Here is a 16,311-nt window from a genome sequence, read left to right as displayed (position 1 = left end):
TTCTTTGCCATATTTAAATATTTTTGAGATGTGAATTAGCAAATATCTCCATTTTGAGGTTAGTATTTATAAAAATAGGATAGGTTACTTGTTTTTAGAGAAAAAGGTATTTGAACTCTATCATAACTATTAAGAGAGATATTAATACTGTCTTTTATTCTTTGTTTTGAAATAAGTATTAGGATTTTCTCTTCGTATAAGTCTGTAGCTATAATAGGCAAAAAGCAATGTTCTGAAACTATTGTTTTAAAGAATATAGCCTTTATTTCATCTAAATTCTTATCAGAATAATAATCTGATACTATTTTTTCTAGTATTTCTATTTTGGAGGAAAAGACGTCTTGATTTTCTATAAGTATAACCCCTATATTTTGATTGAAAATTCTCAGCTTCATTAAACTTTCTGACTCACCAATAGATAAAGTTGTAAAATCGAGGAAAATAGATTCGTTTTTTACATTCATATTGTTTATGCTTTATAGGTAAAAGCTATATAGGAGAAGTAAATTCCTACGATTATAAAGAAAATACCTGTAATAAAACCAATAACACGCGCCATATCACGACCTAAATAACGGCTTATTTGCCCCATAGTCCAATTGTTTTGGTAATGTTTATCGGGTTCGTATAGCCAATCCCAGTTTTTTAGAGCACCTATGATGAGACAAATACCAAAAGCAGCAAGCAAAAGAGCTACAATACCACCAAATGTAATAGGGTTTTTACCTACCCAATTTTTAAATGTTTCCATAGTGTTTAATATTAGATACCTATCAAGAGTTAGATTTAGCAATTTCTAATTGTTTCATTAATAGCCCCCGTTCCCCCGAAAGGGGACAAGCCCCAAAAGAGAGTGTTTATTGGAAAATTATTTTAATGTGAAACTATAGGTTAAGTTCAATAGTTATATTACGCTTCTATCATTTGCATAACTTTTAGAGCTTGGTATACACTGTTGATGTTTTCAAAAATGAGCAATAGACGCAAGCCGTTGCGGGTTTCTTTCTCTTGCATACGACACTTATCGGGGTAGCGTTGTACAAAGAGCAATAGTTTTTGGAAGCGCGCACTTTGGTAGAACGGACTATTTTGGTCGGCAATGAAATAGCCAGTCATCTTTCCGTTTTTCATTACGAGTTTCTCAATTCCCATACGAGTAGCCAACCATTTTACACGTACGCTATTGAGCAAGTCGATAGCTTGAGGGGGTAACTTGCCAAAACGGTCGATAAGATTGCGTTCATAGACTTGTAAGGCTTCCTCATTAGACAGATTACTCAGTTCGTTATAAAGATTGAGTCGTTCGGCTACTCTATTGACATAAGTGTCAGGGAAGAGCAGTTCAAAGTCAGTATCTATTTGAGTATCGGTGAGGTAAGTTTTGTCTTCTTCGGCAGTGTGGTATAGTTCAGAGAACTCATTTTCTTTGAGTTCTGTTATGGCTTCTTGTAGTATCTTTTGGTAGGTATCAAAGCCTATTTCATTGATAAAACCACTTTGCTCTCCCCCCAAGAGGTCGCCAGCCCCTCTAATCTCTAAATCTTTCATAGCGATATTGAGTCCGCTTCCTAAATCGGAGAACTGAGCTATTGCTTCAATACGCTTGCGGGCATCGTCGCTCATCGCTATCAGAGGAGGCGTGATGAAGTAGCAAAAAGCCTTTTTATTACTTCTACCTACGCGACCGCGCATTTGGTGTAAATCGGATAAGCCAAAATTATGTGCATTGTTGATGAAGATAGTGTTCGCATTAGGAACATCTAAACCACTTTCAATAATAGTGGTAGCAACCAATACATCATACCTACCTTCCATAAAGGCGAGCATAGTCTCTTCTAATTTCTTTCCGTCCATTTGTCCGTGACCAATGGCGATACGAGCATCAGGGAGCAATCGCTGAATCATTCCAGCCACCTCTTGAATATTTTCAACCCTATTGTGCATAAAGAATACTTGTCCGCCACGCTGAATTTCATACCGAATGCCATCGCGTATTACCTCTTCATTGAAAGGCACTACTTGTGAATCAATAGGGTAGCGGTTAGGAGGAGGGGTATTGATAACCGAAAGGTCGCGAGCAGCCATCAAACTAAATTGTAGTGTGCGTGGGATAGGTGTAGCGGTAAGCGTAAGTACATCGAGGTTTTCTTTGAGGGTTTTGAGCTTATCTTTCACACCTACGCCAAACTTTTGCTCTTCATCAACAATCAGTAAACCTAAATCTTTATAAGTAACCTTTTCACCTACTATTTGATGTGTGCCGATGATAATATCTAACTGACCTTTAGCTAGTTCTTCTAAGATGATTTTCTTTTCCTTGGCTGTGCGGAATCGGTTGAGATAATCGATGCGCACAGGAAAGTCTTTCATACGCTGGCTAAATGTTTGAAAGTGTTGGAAAGCCAACACAGTAGTAGGTACGAGTACAGCTACTTGTTTGCCGTTATCGACAGCTTTGAAGGCAGCGCGAATGGCTACTTCAGTTTTCCCAAAGCCTACATCACCACATACCAATCTATCCATAGGTTTAGAGCTTTCCATATCAGCTTTTACTTCGGCAGTAGCCTTGCTTTGGTCGGGAGTATCCTCATACAAGAATGAGGCTTCCAACTCGTTCTGCATATAACTGTCGTGAGCAAAGGCAAAACCTTGAGCTTCTTTTCGTTTGGCATATAACTGAATGAGGTTGAACGCGATTTCTTTTACACGAGCCTTGGTCTTCTGTTTGAGCGCTTTCCACGCTCCTGAGCCTAATTTGTATATTTTGGGTGGTTTGCCGTCTTTTCCGTTATATTTAGTAATCTTATGTAGCGCGTGAATGCTAACGAATAACACATCACGATCTCCATAAATCAGTTTGATAGCCTCTTGTTGTTTACCTTCTACTTCAATCTTTTGTAAGCCAGCGAACTTACCAATACCGTGATCTATATGTGTAACATAATCGCCTACCTCTAATTGCATCAGCTCTTTAAGTGTAATGGCTTGTTTTTTGGCATAACCGTTCTTTAGCTGAAATTTATAATAGCGCTCAAAGATTTGATGATCGGTGAAGACATTGCATTTCAATTCAGTATCTACAAAGCCAGCGTGTAGCGATAATTGTATGGTTTGGTAAGGTACTTTTTGCTCCATTTCCTCAAAAATATCTTGAAATCGCTTGGCTTGTTGTTCACTTCCACAAAGGATATAGTTTTGAAATCCTTCTTTGTGTTTGTTGTTGAAGTAACTAATAAGGAGTTCAAACTGCTTGTTAAAAGAAGGTTGTGGGGAGGTATGAAAAGAGAACTCCTTTTTGTTTTTAGAAGCGGGAGTTGTAGCATTGATGTTTATTTGTTGGAATCTCTGGATTTGTTTCAATAAATCCGTTGTTTGACAATAGAGTTCCTCTGGGGGGGTACGCTTTACTTCATTGGGGAGCTTTTGATAAATATCGGTAGCTTTAGCAAAAAGTTTCTCAATCTTAGCATCAAAAAATCCTATATCCTTACCAATGAATAATGTCTGCTCACTGATATACTCCAAGAATGACTGTCGTATCTCATCACTTTCTTTGTTTTCTACATTAGGGATAATTGTAATTTTAGATAGTTGAGCAGTAGATAGCTGACTTTCTACATCGAATGTACGGATGCTATCAACTTCATTTCCAAAGAATTCAATGCGATAAGGTTCATTATTTGAAAAAGAAAATACATCTACAATCCCACCACGTACTGAGAACTCACCAGGTTCGGTAACAAAATCAGTGCGGTTGAAGTGGTAGCTGAAAAGCACCTCATTGAGGAAATCAATAGTGAGTGAGTCTCCTTTTTGGATTTTTAGCGTATTTTTTTCTAATTGCTTTCGTGTGATGACCTTCTCAAAAAGAGCTTCGGGGTAGGAGACAATGAGTAATGGTTTTGTACTATGACTCAATTGGTTGAGGACTTCTGCACGCAATAACACATTGGCATTATCGGTATCTTCAATTTGATAAGGTCGACGATAGCTATCAGGAAAGAAAAGTACCTGCTGTTCTCCTACTAAGGTTTCTAAATCATTGAGTATGTAGGCACTTTCTTCTTTATCGGGTAGCAGTACTAATAGAGGTCTATGGACTGTATTGAACAAGTTAGCTATTACTATTGACAAAGAAGCCCCTGCCAATCCCGTAACCTCTGCATTTTCTTTTGTTTGTAGGTGTTTTAATAGAGATTGATAGGTGCTGTTTTCAGTAAATTGTTGTAGGAATGATTTCACAGTAAATTATAAAATATTAAAGTAGTGCTTCAACGTTGATAAGCGGATTGTTTAACTTGTCTTTCAAAATAACTTCAATGCCTTTTTTTAAGGTTTGAGTAGATGACGGACAGCCACTGCAAGCCCCTTGTAAGAGTACTTCTACGTGATGGGTATCGCGGTTGTAAGAAATAAATTGTATGTTACCTCCATCGGATGCTACAGCGGGTTTTACATATTGTTCTATGATAGCTACGATTTGTTGCGATATTTCGTCGGTAGTAACCATAGAGAGCAAGCGCGCTTGGGCTTCTTCTTGTCGCCTTTTTATCTCGGAGGGGTTAATGATAGGGCGACCTTCACTTAGGTATTTACGGATATAATCGCGCAAGTCGGCAGCTATCATATCCCATTCTTCCATACCTTTTTTAGTGAGTGATATATAATTATCATCAAAAAAAACTTCTTCAATAAATGGAAAACGCGTTAAGAGAGTTGCTGCCATAGGAGCCTCTGCGGCTTCTTCTATTGATTTATACTCTATTACAGTAGGTACCAAACGCTTATTGGCGACAAACTTCATCACGGTGGGATTGGGGGTTGTTTCAGTATATACAGTAATAGCTTCTCCCATAGGTTTTCCAGCTTCGCCTAATAATATATCTTTACCCGATTGTAAATACACTAATACTTGCTGAGCAACCTCTTCCTGCACTTCTTTCCATTCAACAATGGGAAAGCGTTTCAAAGCAATGAAATTACTCGAAATATAAACAGTTTTTACAAAGGGCAAATAAAAGAGCTCCTTAGCTAAAGGAGCGTTTTTAGCTTCATCCACGTTTTTAAACTCATAACTCCCTTTTACCAAAGGTCTGTTAGCTTCGAGTTTGATGATGTCGGGGTTAGCAGTAGGTTGTATTTTCAGGGTAAGGTCTGTCATTTTATTTGTCTTTACGTCCAAAATCGGCAGGATTTTCGCCCCACGCTTGGGTTTCCCATTTCAAAATAGGGTTAGGATAAGTATTGTTGTGTAACCATTGTTCAGCACGGGCTATCAGTTCAAATATCTTTTCGTTATGAGAGGTGCGTGGCACTTTAGTTTTACACACCTTTTGGCGCACCCAGCTCATCGCTATTTTGCTATCAGAATAGACCGGTAAGCTGAGGTTGCGTTGCTTCATAAAGGCTAAAGCGTGTACGATAGCCAAAAACTCCCCTATGTTGTTCGTGCCGTCTTTTATAGGTGCAATTCTAAATATTTCGGCTTGAGTTTCGGTATCTACCCCTCGGTATTCCATAATTCCAGGGTTACCACTGCAAGCAGCATCAACAGCTATAGAGGGCAATATGGGGGAGCCAATACGCTCTAATTCTAAGGGGGATAGGGTAGGAGAGGAGGCTACTTTCTTGCCTTTGTATTGCTCAAAGTTCTCATTGAAGGCTTTTTCAGCCATTGCCTGACTCTCAAAACTCTTAAATTTAGCATACGGATAGCCTTCAACGGCTTTTTTGCACTTATCCCACGAGCTAAAGATACCCGTTTTGTGTCCTTCCCACACTACATAGTATTTCTTTTTTGGCATTTTAAAGGAAGAATATTAAGACTAAAAGAACCATTACGATGGCAATTACTCCGATGATAATATTGTTATCATTTTCTTTCATCGTACCAATTTCTTGTATTTAATCCTTGTAGGTGTTACCTCTTTGCCAAGGCGTTTTTTCTTGTTCTCTTCATATTCTGAGAAGCTACCTTCAAAGAAATACACTTGAGAGTCACCTTCAAAAGCTAAAATATGAGTGCAGATACGGTCTAAGAACCAACGGTCGTGCGAGATTACTACTGCACAGCCAGCGAAGTTTTCCAAGCCTTCTTCTAAGGCGCGAAGTGTATTCACGTCCAAATCGTTGGTAGGCTCGTCCAACAGCAATACGTTACCTTCTTCTTTTAGGGTCATCGCAAGGTGCAAGCGATTGCGTTCTCCACCTGAAAGGGTTGCTACTTTCTTGTTTTGCTCACTACCGCCAAAGTTAAAACGACTTAGGTAAGCACGCGAGTTCACCTGTCTGCCACCCATCATTATTAGGTCTTGTCCGCCCGAGAAGTTCTCCCAAATAGATTTTTCTGGGTCTATCTGTTTATGAGTTTGGTCTACATAAGCAATTTTTACAGTTTCGCCTACCAAAAACTCACCGCTATCAGGTTTTTCTTCCCCCATAATCATACGGAAAATGGTAGATTTACCTGCTCCGTTAGGTCCTATTACCCCTACGATACCTGCTTGTGGCAACACAAAATTAAGGTCGTCATATAATAATTTATCACCAAAGGCTTTGGCTACGTGGCGTGCTTCTATCACGTTGGTTCCCAAACGAGGTCCGTTAGGGATGTATATTTCAAGTTTTTCTTCTAATTGTTTTTGGTCTTCATTGAGCAATCGGTCGTAGTTTTGCAAACGTGCCTTTTGTTTGGCTTGTCGCCCTTTAGCGCCTTGTCGTACCCATTCAAGCTCACGCTCCAACACCTTTTGGCGTTTGCTTTCGGTTTTCTGTTCTTGAGCGAGTCGTTTGGCTTTCTGGTCGAGCCAAGACGAGTAGTTACCTTTCCACGGAATTCCTTCTCCGCGGTCGAGCTCCAATATCCAGCCTGCTACATTATCCAAGAAATAACGGTCGTGGGTTACGGCTATCACGGTTCCGGCGTACTGTTGCAAGTGTTGTTCTAACCACAATACCGATTCGGCATCGAGGTGGTTCGTAGGTTCGTCTAAAAGGAGTACATCGGGTTGTTGCAAGAGCAGACGACAGAGTGCTACCCTACGGCGTTCTCCTCCCGAAAGCACTTTGATAGGTGTATCGGGCTCAGGGGTGCGGAGGGCTTCCATAGCCACTTCCAGCTGGTTATCGAGTTCCCAAGCGTTCAAGGCATCAATCTTATCTTGTAGCTCGGCTTGCTTATCCATTAACTTTTGCATCTTATCGGGGTCAGAATAATTTTCTTCCAAGCCGAAAAGGTCGTTGATATGGTTAAACTCATCGAGTAGTTTAACTGTTTCGGCTACGCCTTCGCGTACTACTTCTATCACGGTTTTCTCATCATCAAGGTGTGGTTCTTGTTCCAAATACCCTACAGTGTAATTAGGAGCGAAAACCACTTCGCCCTGATAGTTTTTATCAATTCCTGCTATAATTTTTAGTAAAGAAGACTTACCAGAGCCATTGAGACCTAAAATACCTATTTTAGCTCCATAAAAGAAACTCAAGTAAATGTCTTTTAGAACTTGTTTATTAGTAGATGAATAGGTTTTACTTACCTTATTCATCGAAAAAATAATCTTTTTATCGTCTGCCATAATGTAATTAGCTAATATAGTGATTAGTAAATTTGGTGCAAAAATAATAAAAAAAACTGGTATAGTTCAAAACTACGCCAGTTTTTATTATCTATGTTATGTGAAATTTTAGAATCTAAAGACGCCGCCAATACCTAATACAGTTTCAAAGAAGAAAAAATCGTGTTTAGCTTTATCGGCTATATCATAAGTAGTGTGTACGTCGTACATATTGATATAACCACCTTTAAGTTCACCAACTACACGAAAATACTTTAAGAAAGTGAGGTGTAATCCAGCTTTAGCATTTACTCCTACCCCTGCAATGTGAAATTCGTCGTAACGTTCTTTATTGAGGAGTTTTGTATTAGATTTTGGATATAAAGCGCCAAAACCAAGTCCTTCTGTTAAGCTCACTTGTAATATATCAGTGTTACGGATGCCAAACAAGCGAGAAATGTCATCGATACGAGCCCCTTTCACTACTACATAGTTGAGTCCGTCGGTATGTTCAAAGGTGAGGAAATCCTCGCTAAGCAGCTTCTTGCGCAAAAATTATTAGGGTGCTCATTCCTAACGCCATAGTGATAAAAAAATTTCATTAATGATTATTTTTAGTTATTGATTTTTACAAGATTAGCATTGCATCGCCATAAGAATAAAACTTGTATTTTTGTTCTACAGCTTCTTTATAGGCACGCATAATGAGATCGTGACCAGCAAAAGCCGATACCATCATCAGTAAAGTTGATTTAGGAGTGTGGAAGTTAGTGATCATTGCATTGGCAACACTAAAATCGTAAGGAGGAAAAATAAATTTATTTGTCCACCCATCAAACGGATTTACAAAGCCATCAGAAGATACAGAACTCTCTAAAACACGCATTACAGTAGTTCCTACAGCACAAACGCGTTTTTTATTTTCCTTAGCGGTGTTGATGATTTTTGTTTGACTTTCAGGAATGTGAATCTCTTCGCTATCCATTTTGTGTTTAGAAAGGTCTTCTACCTCCACAGGGTTGAAAGTTCCTAAGCCAACGTGTAATGTTACTTCGGCGAAGGTAATACCTTTTATTTCCAAACGTTTCATCAAGTGTTTAGAGAAGTGCAAACCAGCAGTAGGGGCAGCAACGGCACCTTCGTATTTAGCGTAAATAGTTTGATAACGCTCCTCGTCTTCAGGTTCTACGGGACGAGAGATGTATTTAGGTAGTGGAGTTTGTCCAAGTTCAGTGAGATGCTGGCGAAACTCTTCATAAGTACCATCATACAAGAAACGAAGTGTACGACCGCGAGATGTGGTATTGTCAATTACCTCGGCTACTAATTCGGCATTTTTGCCAAAGTAGAGTTTGTTGCCTATACGTATTTTGCGAGCAGGATCGACGAGTACATCCCATAAACGTTGTTCGGCGCTCAATTCACGCAATAAAAATACTTCTATTTTTGCTTTAGTTTTTTCTTTATTACCATATAAACGAGCTGGGAATACTTTGGTGTTGTTGAGCACAAACACGTCACCATCATCAAAATAATCAATTACATCTTTGAACAATTTGTGTTCAATTTCTCCTGTTTTACGATGTACCACCATTAGGCGAGCTTCATCGCGGTTTTCGCTGGGATATTCAGCTAATAACTCTTTAGGAAGATCAAAATTAAAGTTTGAAAGTTTCATATATTTTCTACAAAATTATTGTTAGTTTATAAACGGTATCCCACACCTATGGCTATGTGTCCATATTTATAATTATCACTTGGGATACCTTCTTTTCTTTTAGCATTAGGAATATAAAAGTTGATATCTACACTACCTATAAATCTTTTCCACTCGCCATAACCACCTAAAAACAAGCGAGCATTCACTCCCTGTGCATCTCCAAAGTTAATATTAGGTCCTATACCTACTTGTAGACCATTAGTTTTGTGCATTCCTCCTAGAATATACAGAAAAGATACTTGATGAATATGATTATAACGGTCGTAATCATCATTTTGTTGAGTTTGCAGAAAAGTATAATCTATACGAGTACTAAATTTAGACAATCGTCCGTACTTTTCAACATCATATCTATCAGCTTGGATATATACATTTACACGTGGGCGAAAAGATAAAGAAACTGATGAAGAGGAGTTGTCATCAGGTTTTTCTCGGTCGTTATTATATAAAAAAGGAAGTTGTGCTCCTATAACAAAATTGTTTTTAAGAGCTTGTGCCTGAGAAATGAAGGTGAATAGGGAAAATAAAAAAAGAAGATAAACTTTGTTCATTTCTTTATAAAAATAGCTATTGTATAAAAAGAAAAAAGTCGGGATGACTGGACTCGAACCAGCGACCACACGCACCCCATACGTGTACGCTACCAACTGCGCCACATCCCGATTTTTATTTTTCAGTGCGCAAAAGTATCACTTTTTGTTGAAACCACCAAATAAATAAATAGAAAATTTTTATCTATGGAAGTTATTTATTTGATAATCTGAACTTATTATCCTAAAATGAACGTATTGAATAACTATTTTAACTACTTTTTCAATACTTAAAAGGCGAATTAAGTACTTAAAAATATAAAATATTTTGAGATTCTTTATTCGGTATTCACAATTATTTTATAATTTTGCAAAAATAGAATTTAGGAGATAATATGACAACTTTTAAAATAACAGATGAGCTCATTGAAAAGATTCAGCAACTGATTGAGCAAAAACAAAATAAAGAACTTACAACCCTCTTAAATGATTTACACTATGCCGATATAGCCGAAATCATTCACGAATTAGATATTGAAGAGGGAGTATATATTATTCGTCTCATTGATGCTCAAAAAACATCGGATGTACTCACCGAATTAGACGATGATTACCGTGAAAATATCTTAAAAAACCTTTCTGCAAAAGAAATTGCCGATGAAATCATCGAGTTAGACACCGATGATGCGGTAGATATCATTTCTGAACTACCCGAAGATAGAAAAACAGAAGTTATTTCGCATATCACGGACGTAGAACACGCTAAAGACATCGTAGAACTACTTCGTTATGACGAAGATACTGCGGGGGGACTAATGGCGAAAGAACTTGTAAAGGTAAATGAGAATTGGAATGTGCTAAAATGCGTAAAAGAAATGCGTGAACAGGCTGCTCACGTTACACGAGTACATTCTATTTATGTAGTAGATGATAATGATGTGCTTAAAGGACGACTTTCACTTAAAGATTTGCTTACTACTTCCACACGTTCAGAAGTGAAAGACATTTATATTCCAAAAGTAGACTATGTATACGTTACTGATACTGCCGAAGAGGTAGCTCACATAATGAGTAAGTATGACTTAGAGGCAATTCCCGTAGTTGATGAGATGAAACGCCTTGTAGGACGCATCACTATTGATGACATAGTGGATGTGATTAAAGAAGAAGCTGAAAAAGACTATCAGTTAGCAGCGGGTATCACCAATGATGTAGAGGCAGATGATAATATATGGAAACTCACTAAAGCGCGTTTACCTTGGTTACTTATTGGAATGTTTGGAGGATTAGGAGCAGCGAGTATTATCAATGGTTTTCAGGATACGATGATGATTTACCCTATATTATTGATATTTATTCCGCTTATTCAAGCTACTGCAGGAAATGTGGGAGTACAATCATCGGCGATAATAGTACAAGGGTTGGCAAATAATTCTATCGACGGCGAACTTATCAAGCGGTTGCTTAAAGAATTTCTATTAGGACTCATCAACGGAGGAACTATTGCAGGAATAGTGATATTGGTAAGCCATTTTGCTTTTCAAGCCGAGTATTTGGTAAGTATTACGGTAGCCATAGCACTCATTACAGTGATTGTAAATGCTGCTGTGATAGGTACTTTTATCCCGATACTTCTCCACAAGCGCGGTATTGATCCAGCAGTTGCTACGGGTCCTTTTATCACTACCAGCAACGATGTTTTAGGTATCTTGATTTACTTTTTTATCGCAAAAATGATATTAGGGTTTTAAAACAGCCTTCATTTGTTTTTCAGTATCTGCTTTTTGTTATTTTACAACACTTCCGCAACTACAAACGTGCTTCCACCAACAAAGATAAAGTCAGAGGGAAGCGCTTGTGCCTTAGCGGCATTTAAGGCTTCTGCTACTGAAGAATATCTCTCCCCTTGGAGTCCTTTTGCAGTGGCAATTTCCATTAATGTATCTACATTAAGTCCTCTTGCAATAGCAGGACTGCAAAAATAATAGGTAGCTTCTTTTGGGAAAAGTTCTAAAACACTATTTACATCTTTTTCTTTTACAAAACCTACTACAATATGAAGATGTGTATAGGTTTGCTTTTTGAGTTGTTCCATCACATAAGTAAGTCCGCCCACATTATGTCCTGTATCACATACAATAGTAGGGTAGGAACCAAGGGTTTGCCAACGACCTTTCAGGTTTGTATTGTGCACCACGTGTAGAAGTCCTTGTGCAATATTCTCCGGAGTAATATCCCACCCCTGGTAGATAAGCAATTCGGTAACGGCTATTACTCCTTTGATGTTTTTCTCTTGGTAGGCACCTTGAAGGTCGGTTGTAAGAGAAGTTTCTATGTGATTGGCAAAAATAATAGGAGCATTCATTTCTTTAGCTTTTGCTGTGAAAACGGGAGCTGTTTCCTCTTGATATTCACTGATTACTACAGGCACATTTTGTTTGATAATACCAGCTTTTTCAAAAGCTATTTTAGGCAATGTATCTCCTAAAATATCTGTATGATCTTTGGATATATTAGTAATAAGAGAAACTTCGGGAGTGATAATATTAGTAGAGTCAAAACGCCCTCCTAAGCCTACCTCTATTACAGCAATATCTACTTTTTCATTCTCGAAATAGCTGAACGCCATTCCTACTGTCATTTCGAAGAATGAGAGGTGATATTCTTCTAAAAAGGGTCTGTTTTTAGCTATAAAACTTACCACATAGTCTTCTGGTATTTCCTTCCCATTAATTTTGATACGTTCGCGGAAGTCTTTGAGGTGTGGAGAGGTGTACAATCCTACCTTATATCCTGCCTCTTGTAGGATAGAAGCGAGCATACTGCTGGAAGAACCCTTTCCGTTAGTGCCTGCAATATGCAAACTTTTGAATTTTGTTTGAGGGTTTCCTAACGCCGAAGTAAAGGCGAGGATATTATCTAATTTGTTGTTCAAAGCGGTTTTACCTTGTGTTTGAAACATTGGTAAGCGGTTGAACATCCACGAAAGTGTTTCTTGATAATTCAATGTTAAAGATAGTTTTTAGTTGTTGTACAATCAAAAATGAGATAATCAGTTATAGTATAACTATTATCTCATCCTTGTTAATTATTAATTACCAATTATTAATTGATTTCTTATTCTCCAAGTTTAAAGTTTATAACAATAAAGCCAATTTGACGTGCAGGGGCATTATCATCGGCATTCCAACGGTGCATAGCTGCTGTTTTTCGAGCGGCATCTAATAAACAAGGGGCAGAATTAGTAGTTCCTTTTACACCTGCAGTAGCTTTTACAACTCTACCGCTACGATCTACTTCTATCTGTACAACTACACGTCCTTCTTCATTACAATTTTGAGGAACTTTACCTTGTGAAGCAATGGAGCGCCCATTGAGACCCCAGCCTTTACCAGAACCGCTGCCACCACCAGAACCATAGTAAGAATTAGCATATTGACTACCATCTATTTGCCCCTGATAACCAGGTTGGTTGCCATCTCCTTGTCCTGAGGTACCACTACCACCTGCATTGGCAGCGCCTAAAATGTTAGAAAGTGCATCAGAAGTCTCACGTGAAGGCTTAGGAGCGGGTTTAGGAGTTTCTTTAGTAGGCTCTTTTTTAGGTGTTTCTTTTTTCTTTTCTTGTTTTTTAGGGACTTCGGGTACAGAAACTTCTTCGTTGTTATCTTGAGCCAAAAGGTTTTCCTTTACTTCTTGTGAAGTACTCTGTTCTGGTTGTGTTTGTGGTGTTTGGGTTTCTTCTTGTTTGGCAGCACTTGGGGGAGGAGTACGTTCTCCCATTCCAGTTATATCTACCCCATAGATGACCTCTACTCCATTTTCGGGTGGAGGATCTAGGTACTTCATTCCTGCGAAAAATAGGATAAAGATCACCAAACACATCACAACTGTAGTGAGTGCTAAAGCTTTACGTTTATGTTCTGTATTGAATAAGTTCATATACTTTGCTATTTAGGACGTACAGCCAAAATTACCTTAAATTGATTTTGGTTTGCTACATCCATCACAGTTACCGCATTTTCAATAGGTACACTTTCTTCTACGCGTAAAATAATAGTAGGATTTTCTACTCCTTTTAGTGCTGATTTGAGTTCTGCATCGAGATTATCTACAGATATAGGTTTTTTGTCGATGAAAAAATTCAAATCTTTATCAATGCTCACTGAAACATTTTGTGTGTTGGTGCTTTTTCCTTTAGCTTTAGGCAATAGCAAATCGAGCGCATTAGGGCTATTAGCAGTAATCATAAAGAATACTAACAGCAAGAACACAATATCCGTCATAGACGACATACTGAACTCAGGACTTACTTTATTTCTACCTTTTAATTTCATAATTGTACAGTAGTTTTTTGAAACCTATAGAGGTTCGTTCAACAAGTCTAAGAATTCGACGGCATTAGCTTCCATTAGGTGTACCACTTTATCAGTTTTTACCACTAAGTGATTGTAACCTACATAAGCGATAATCCCTACTATAAGACCAGCTACAGTAGTAGCCATTGCGGTATAAATACCTCCTGCTAAAGCGCCCATTTCGGCTTGACCACCAGCAGATGCCATTTCGTGGAATGACATAATCATACCAACAACAGTGCCCAAGAATCCAATCATAGGTCCTGCTCCTGCAATAGTAGCGAGAATAGCCGTATTCTTTTCAAGATTGTAGACCTCTAAAGTGCCTGCATTTTCAATAGCTTTATTAATATCTTCAAGAGGTTTACCTATACGAGAAACCCCTTTTTCAATAAGGCGTGCTACAGGAGTATTCGATTGTACACAAAGCATTTTGGCTGCATCCAAACGTCCAGCAGAGATACAATCACGTATTTTATACATAAAAGTTTTATCCACTTTAGAAGCTGCCTTGATAGCAAATAGGCGTTCAAAATAGAGGAAAAGTGCTACAGCGAGCATTACGAATAGAATGCCAATAATCACAATATTAGCAGTGCCACCATCTACAATCATATCCATTATAGAAAGTGTTTTTTCTTGAGCTGGAAGAGTGTCGGTTGCAGTTGTAGCAACATCTACAGAAGTTTGTAATCCTAACATATTATTTTTTTCGTTTTCTGTTTAAAAATATCGCAAAAGTAAGAAATAATTATCAATATACAATTATTAATGATTAATTAACAATTATTAAAAATGTAAATATTTGATAATCAATTCTGTATTTAATATATTACTAATAAAAAAAGCTACTCAGGCTATTGAGTAGCTTTTAGTGGACTCTACTGGATTCGAACCAGTGACCCTCTGCTTGTAAGGCAGATGCTCTGAACCAGCTGAGCTAAGAATCCTTTTTTTTAGATTATAGTAACAACAATAAAATCTTAAATTTGGTGGGTCCTACTGGATTCGAACCAGTGACCCTCTGCTTGTAAGGCAGATGCTCTGAACCAGCTGAGCTAAGAACCCCAAAATAACAATGATAAAAATTTTAAACCTAAGTGGGTCCTACTGGATTCGAACCAGTGACCCTCTGCTTGTAAGGCAGATGCTCTGAACCAGCTGAGCTAAGAACCCTTATGTTTTTAAATCGGGTGCAAAGGTACTACTTTTTTTGAAACCTCCAAATTTTTTTATGAAAAAAGTGAAAAAATATTTATTCTTTTAGCATAAACTCGTACTCTAATCGGTTGAAGTTAGTAATCATATAGGGTACTTTATTCCATTCACTTTCAGGCTTATTATCATTGTAATTCTCGCGTACTGTATAAATGTTTTTGCCATTAAATCTCTTTCGGGTTACTCCTACAAAATAATAAGCGTCACCGCTCCAACAGCCCTTGATTTTAGGAAAATAGAGTACCAAAGTACGTCGTTTTGTAGGGCAATGGTAAATTACGTGTTTGTGTGTTGTTTCTATAAGCTCATAAACATCACTGAATTGATAATTTTCCATACACCCCGATTGTTCTTCGTGAAAAGGGAGTGAATCGGGGAATATAATATTTTTTTCATTTGTTAGACGAAAACTCACTTCGGTAGTATAACAATCAGGAGCTCCACAATCAAAAGTGTGAAGGTTGAAAGGCAAATGCACTTTGATACTGTCCTTAGTAGTCTTAGCGAATCCTTGTAAGTAAAACTCTTCTAAACAGGTATTTTTTAGAATACTATATTTCATTTGGTGCAAAACTAATTTTCGTACAGCTCTTTGGTAACTCTCGTAGTCCTCACCGTATTTTTTTTGCAAGATTTTTAACAAGCTATCGTTTTTCGAGAGTTTAGGTTTGAGGTTAGAGGGGGTAGTTTCTGTAACAACAGTGCTATCAATAGGCATAAGAATAGTAGTACTACTTTTAGTAGTATCACTCTTTTGTATAGTAATAGTTTTTTGCTGTTGGCAACTCACCAACAGTATTACAAAAACGGAAAGAAGAATTGTATATTTCATTTGGCAAAGATATGAAATAATTGAAGATTAACAATTGACAATTGAGGTCATTATATTATTTTTATATAAGAGCTTTTGTATCAGTGTCTTTTGTGTAGTT

General features: G+C 37.8%; 14 protein-coding genes, 4 tRNA genes and 1 pseudogene. 1 reads left to right on the top strand and 18 read right to left on the bottom strand.

Annotation, left to right across the window (positions count from 1 at the left end; all coding sequences use genetic code 11):
* Positions 1-59 precede the first annotated feature (59 nt).
* From I7X29_RS03135 to I7X29_RS03090, 10 genes and pseudogenes are all read right to left on the bottom strand, one after another.
* Positions 60-464 (bottom strand): hypothetical protein, encoded by a 405-nt coding sequence (locus tag I7X29_RS03135; RefSeq protein ID WP_225883648.1) that lies wholly within the window; start codon positions 462-464, stop codon positions 60-62.
* A gap of 5 nt (positions 465-469) precedes the next feature.
* A complete protein-coding gene (locus I7X29_RS03130; protein ID WP_198472788.1) occupies positions 470-751 on the bottom strand; it encodes an immunity 17 family protein in 282 nt (93 codons plus the stop codon).
* Between the two features lie 158 nt (positions 752-909).
* Positions 910-4,242, bottom strand: a complete 3,333-nt coding sequence (gene mfd / locus I7X29_RS03125; protein WP_198472787.1) for a transcription-repair coupling factor — start codon at positions 4,240-4,242, stop codon at positions 910-912.
* A gap of 16 nt (positions 4,243-4,258) precedes the next feature.
* A complete protein-coding gene (locus I7X29_RS03120) occupies positions 4,259-5,161 on the bottom strand; it encodes a NifU family protein (protein ID WP_198472786.1) in 903 nt (300 codons plus the stop codon).
* A 1-nt stretch (position 5,162) separates the two neighbouring features.
* Positions 5,163-5,804, bottom strand: a complete 642-nt coding sequence (locus I7X29_RS03115; protein ID WP_198472785.1) for a ribonuclease H1 domain-containing protein — start codon at positions 5,802-5,804, stop codon at positions 5,163-5,165.
* Between the two features lie 78 nt (positions 5,805-5,882).
* Positions 5,883-7,574, bottom strand: a complete 1,692-nt coding sequence (gene ettA, locus I7X29_RS03110) for an energy-dependent translational throttle protein EttA (protein ID WP_009413175.1) — start codon at positions 7,572-7,574, stop codon at positions 5,883-5,885.
* Between the two features lie 108 nt (positions 7,575-7,682).
* Positions 7,683-8,096 (bottom strand): annotated as a pseudogene (locus I7X29_RS03105) (hypothetical protein); the annotation flags it as partial.
* Between the two features lie 85 nt (positions 8,097-8,181).
* Positions 8,182-9,231, bottom strand: a complete 1,050-nt coding sequence (gene queA, locus I7X29_RS03100) for a tRNA preQ1(34) S-adenosylmethionine ribosyltransferase-isomerase QueA (RefSeq protein WP_009413173.1) — start codon at positions 9,229-9,231, stop codon at positions 8,182-8,184.
* Between the two features lie 26 nt (positions 9,232-9,257).
* Positions 9,258-9,824, bottom strand: coding sequence for a hypothetical protein (locus tag I7X29_RS03095; RefSeq protein WP_198472783.1), 567 nt, complete (start codon positions 9,822-9,824; stop codon positions 9,258-9,260).
* Positions 9,825-9,862: 38 nt separating this feature from the next.
* Positions 9,863-9,935, bottom strand: a tRNA-Pro gene (locus I7X29_RS03090).
* 263 nt (positions 9,936-10,198) lie between these two features.
* Here I7X29_RS03090 and mgtE point away from each other — a divergent pair.
* Complete coding sequence (mgtE, locus tag I7X29_RS03085; protein ID WP_198472782.1) at positions 10,199-11,554, top strand: magnesium transporter; 1,356 nt, start codon at positions 10,199-10,201, stop codon at positions 11,552-11,554.
* 41 nt (positions 11,555-11,595) lie between these two features.
* On the opposite strand, the gene I7X29_RS03080 is transcribed toward mgtE, so the two are convergent.
* From I7X29_RS03080 to I7X29_RS03045, 8 genes are all read right to left on the bottom strand, one after another.
* Positions 11,596-12,810, bottom strand: a complete 1,215-nt coding sequence (locus I7X29_RS03080) for a bifunctional folylpolyglutamate synthase/dihydrofolate synthase (protein ID WP_198472781.1) — start codon at positions 12,808-12,810, stop codon at positions 11,596-11,598.
* Positions 12,811-12,920: 110 nt separating this feature from the next.
* Positions 12,921-13,745 carry an energy transducer TonB gene (locus tag I7X29_RS03075; RefSeq protein ID WP_198472780.1) on the bottom strand — a complete coding sequence of 275 codons (825 nt, stop codon included), beginning with the start codon at positions 13,743-13,745 and terminating at the stop codon, positions 12,921-12,923.
* Positions 13,746-13,753: 8 nt separating this feature from the next.
* On the bottom strand, positions 13,754-14,140 hold the full coding sequence (locus tag I7X29_RS03070; protein ID WP_002678130.1) for an ExbD/TolR family protein: 387 nt from the start codon (positions 14,138-14,140) through the stop codon (positions 13,754-13,756).
* A gap of 24 nt (positions 14,141-14,164) precedes the next feature.
* The gene (locus tag I7X29_RS03065) at positions 14,165-14,863 is read right to left on the bottom strand and encodes a MotA/TolQ/ExbB proton channel family protein (RefSeq protein WP_088594190.1); all 699 of its coding nucleotides are present in this window, start codon (positions 14,861-14,863) and stop codon (positions 14,165-14,167) included.
* Between the two features lie 173 nt (positions 14,864-15,036).
* Positions 15,037-15,111: transfer RNA gene (locus tag I7X29_RS03060), tRNA-Val, on the bottom strand.
* A 40-nt stretch (positions 15,112-15,151) separates the two neighbouring features.
* Positions 15,152-15,229: transfer RNA gene (locus I7X29_RS03055), tRNA-Val, on the bottom strand.
* A gap of 33 nt (positions 15,230-15,262) precedes the next feature.
* Positions 15,263-15,337, bottom strand: a tRNA-Val gene (locus I7X29_RS03050).
* Between the two features lie 79 nt (positions 15,338-15,416).
* Positions 15,417-16,211, bottom strand: a complete 795-nt coding sequence (locus I7X29_RS03045; protein ID WP_198472779.1) for a hypothetical protein — start codon at positions 16,209-16,211, stop codon at positions 15,417-15,419.
* Positions 16,212-16,311: the final 100 nt, after the last annotated feature.

It is taken from the genome of Capnocytophaga periodontitidis (assembly GCF_016126015.1).
GTDB classification, from domain to species: Bacteria; Bacteroidota; Bacteroidia; order Flavobacteriales; family Flavobacteriaceae; genus Capnocytophaga; species Capnocytophaga periodontitidis.
The sequence above is the reverse complement of the archived record's forward strand: the minus strand, read 5'-3'. Positions and strand labels throughout refer to the sequence as shown.

Excerpts from the sequence above, each read along its gene's own strand:
- I7X29_RS03135 (WP_225883648.1), bottom strand. The coding sequence starts at position 464 with ATGAATGTAAAAAACGAATCTATTTTCCTCGATTTTACAACTTTATCT.
- I7X29_RS03130 (WP_198472788.1), bottom strand. The coding sequence starts at position 751 with ATGGAAACATTTAAAAATTGGGTAGGTAAAAACCCTATTACATTTGGT.
- I7X29_RS03120 (WP_198472786.1), bottom strand. The coding sequence starts at position 5,161 with ATGACAGACCTTACCCTGAAAATACAACCTACTGCTAACCCCGACATC.
- I7X29_RS03115 (WP_198472785.1), bottom strand. The coding sequence starts at position 5,804 with ATGCCAAAAAAGAAATACTATGTAGTGTGGGAAGGACACAAAACGGGT.
- ettA (WP_009413175.1), bottom strand. The coding sequence starts at position 7,574 with ATGGCAGACGATAAAAAGATTATTTTTTCGATGAATAAGGTAAGTAAA.
- queA (WP_009413173.1), bottom strand. The coding sequence starts at position 9,231 with ATGAAACTTTCAAACTTTAATTTTGATCTTCCTAAAGAGTTATTAGCT.
- I7X29_RS03095 (WP_198472783.1), bottom strand. The coding sequence starts at position 9,824 with ATGAACAAAGTTTATCTTCTTTTTTTATTTTCCCTATTCACCTTCATT.
- mgtE (WP_198472782.1), top strand. The coding sequence starts at position 10,199 with ATGACAACTTTTAAAATAACAGATGAGCTCATTGAAAAGATTCAGCAA.
- I7X29_RS03075 (WP_198472780.1), bottom strand. The coding sequence starts at position 13,745 with ATGAACTTATTCAATACAGAACATAAACGTAAAGCTTTAGCACTCACT.
- I7X29_RS03070 (WP_002678130.1), bottom strand. The coding sequence starts at position 14,140 with ATGAAATTAAAAGGTAGAAATAAAGTAAGTCCTGAGTTCAGTATGTCG.
- I7X29_RS03065 (WP_088594190.1), bottom strand. The coding sequence starts at position 14,863 with ATGTTAGGATTACAAACTTCTGTAGATGTTGCTACAACTGCAACCGAC.
- I7X29_RS03045 (WP_198472779.1), bottom strand. The coding sequence starts at position 16,211 with ATGAAATATACAATTCTTCTTTCCGTTTTTGTAATACTGTTGGTGAGT.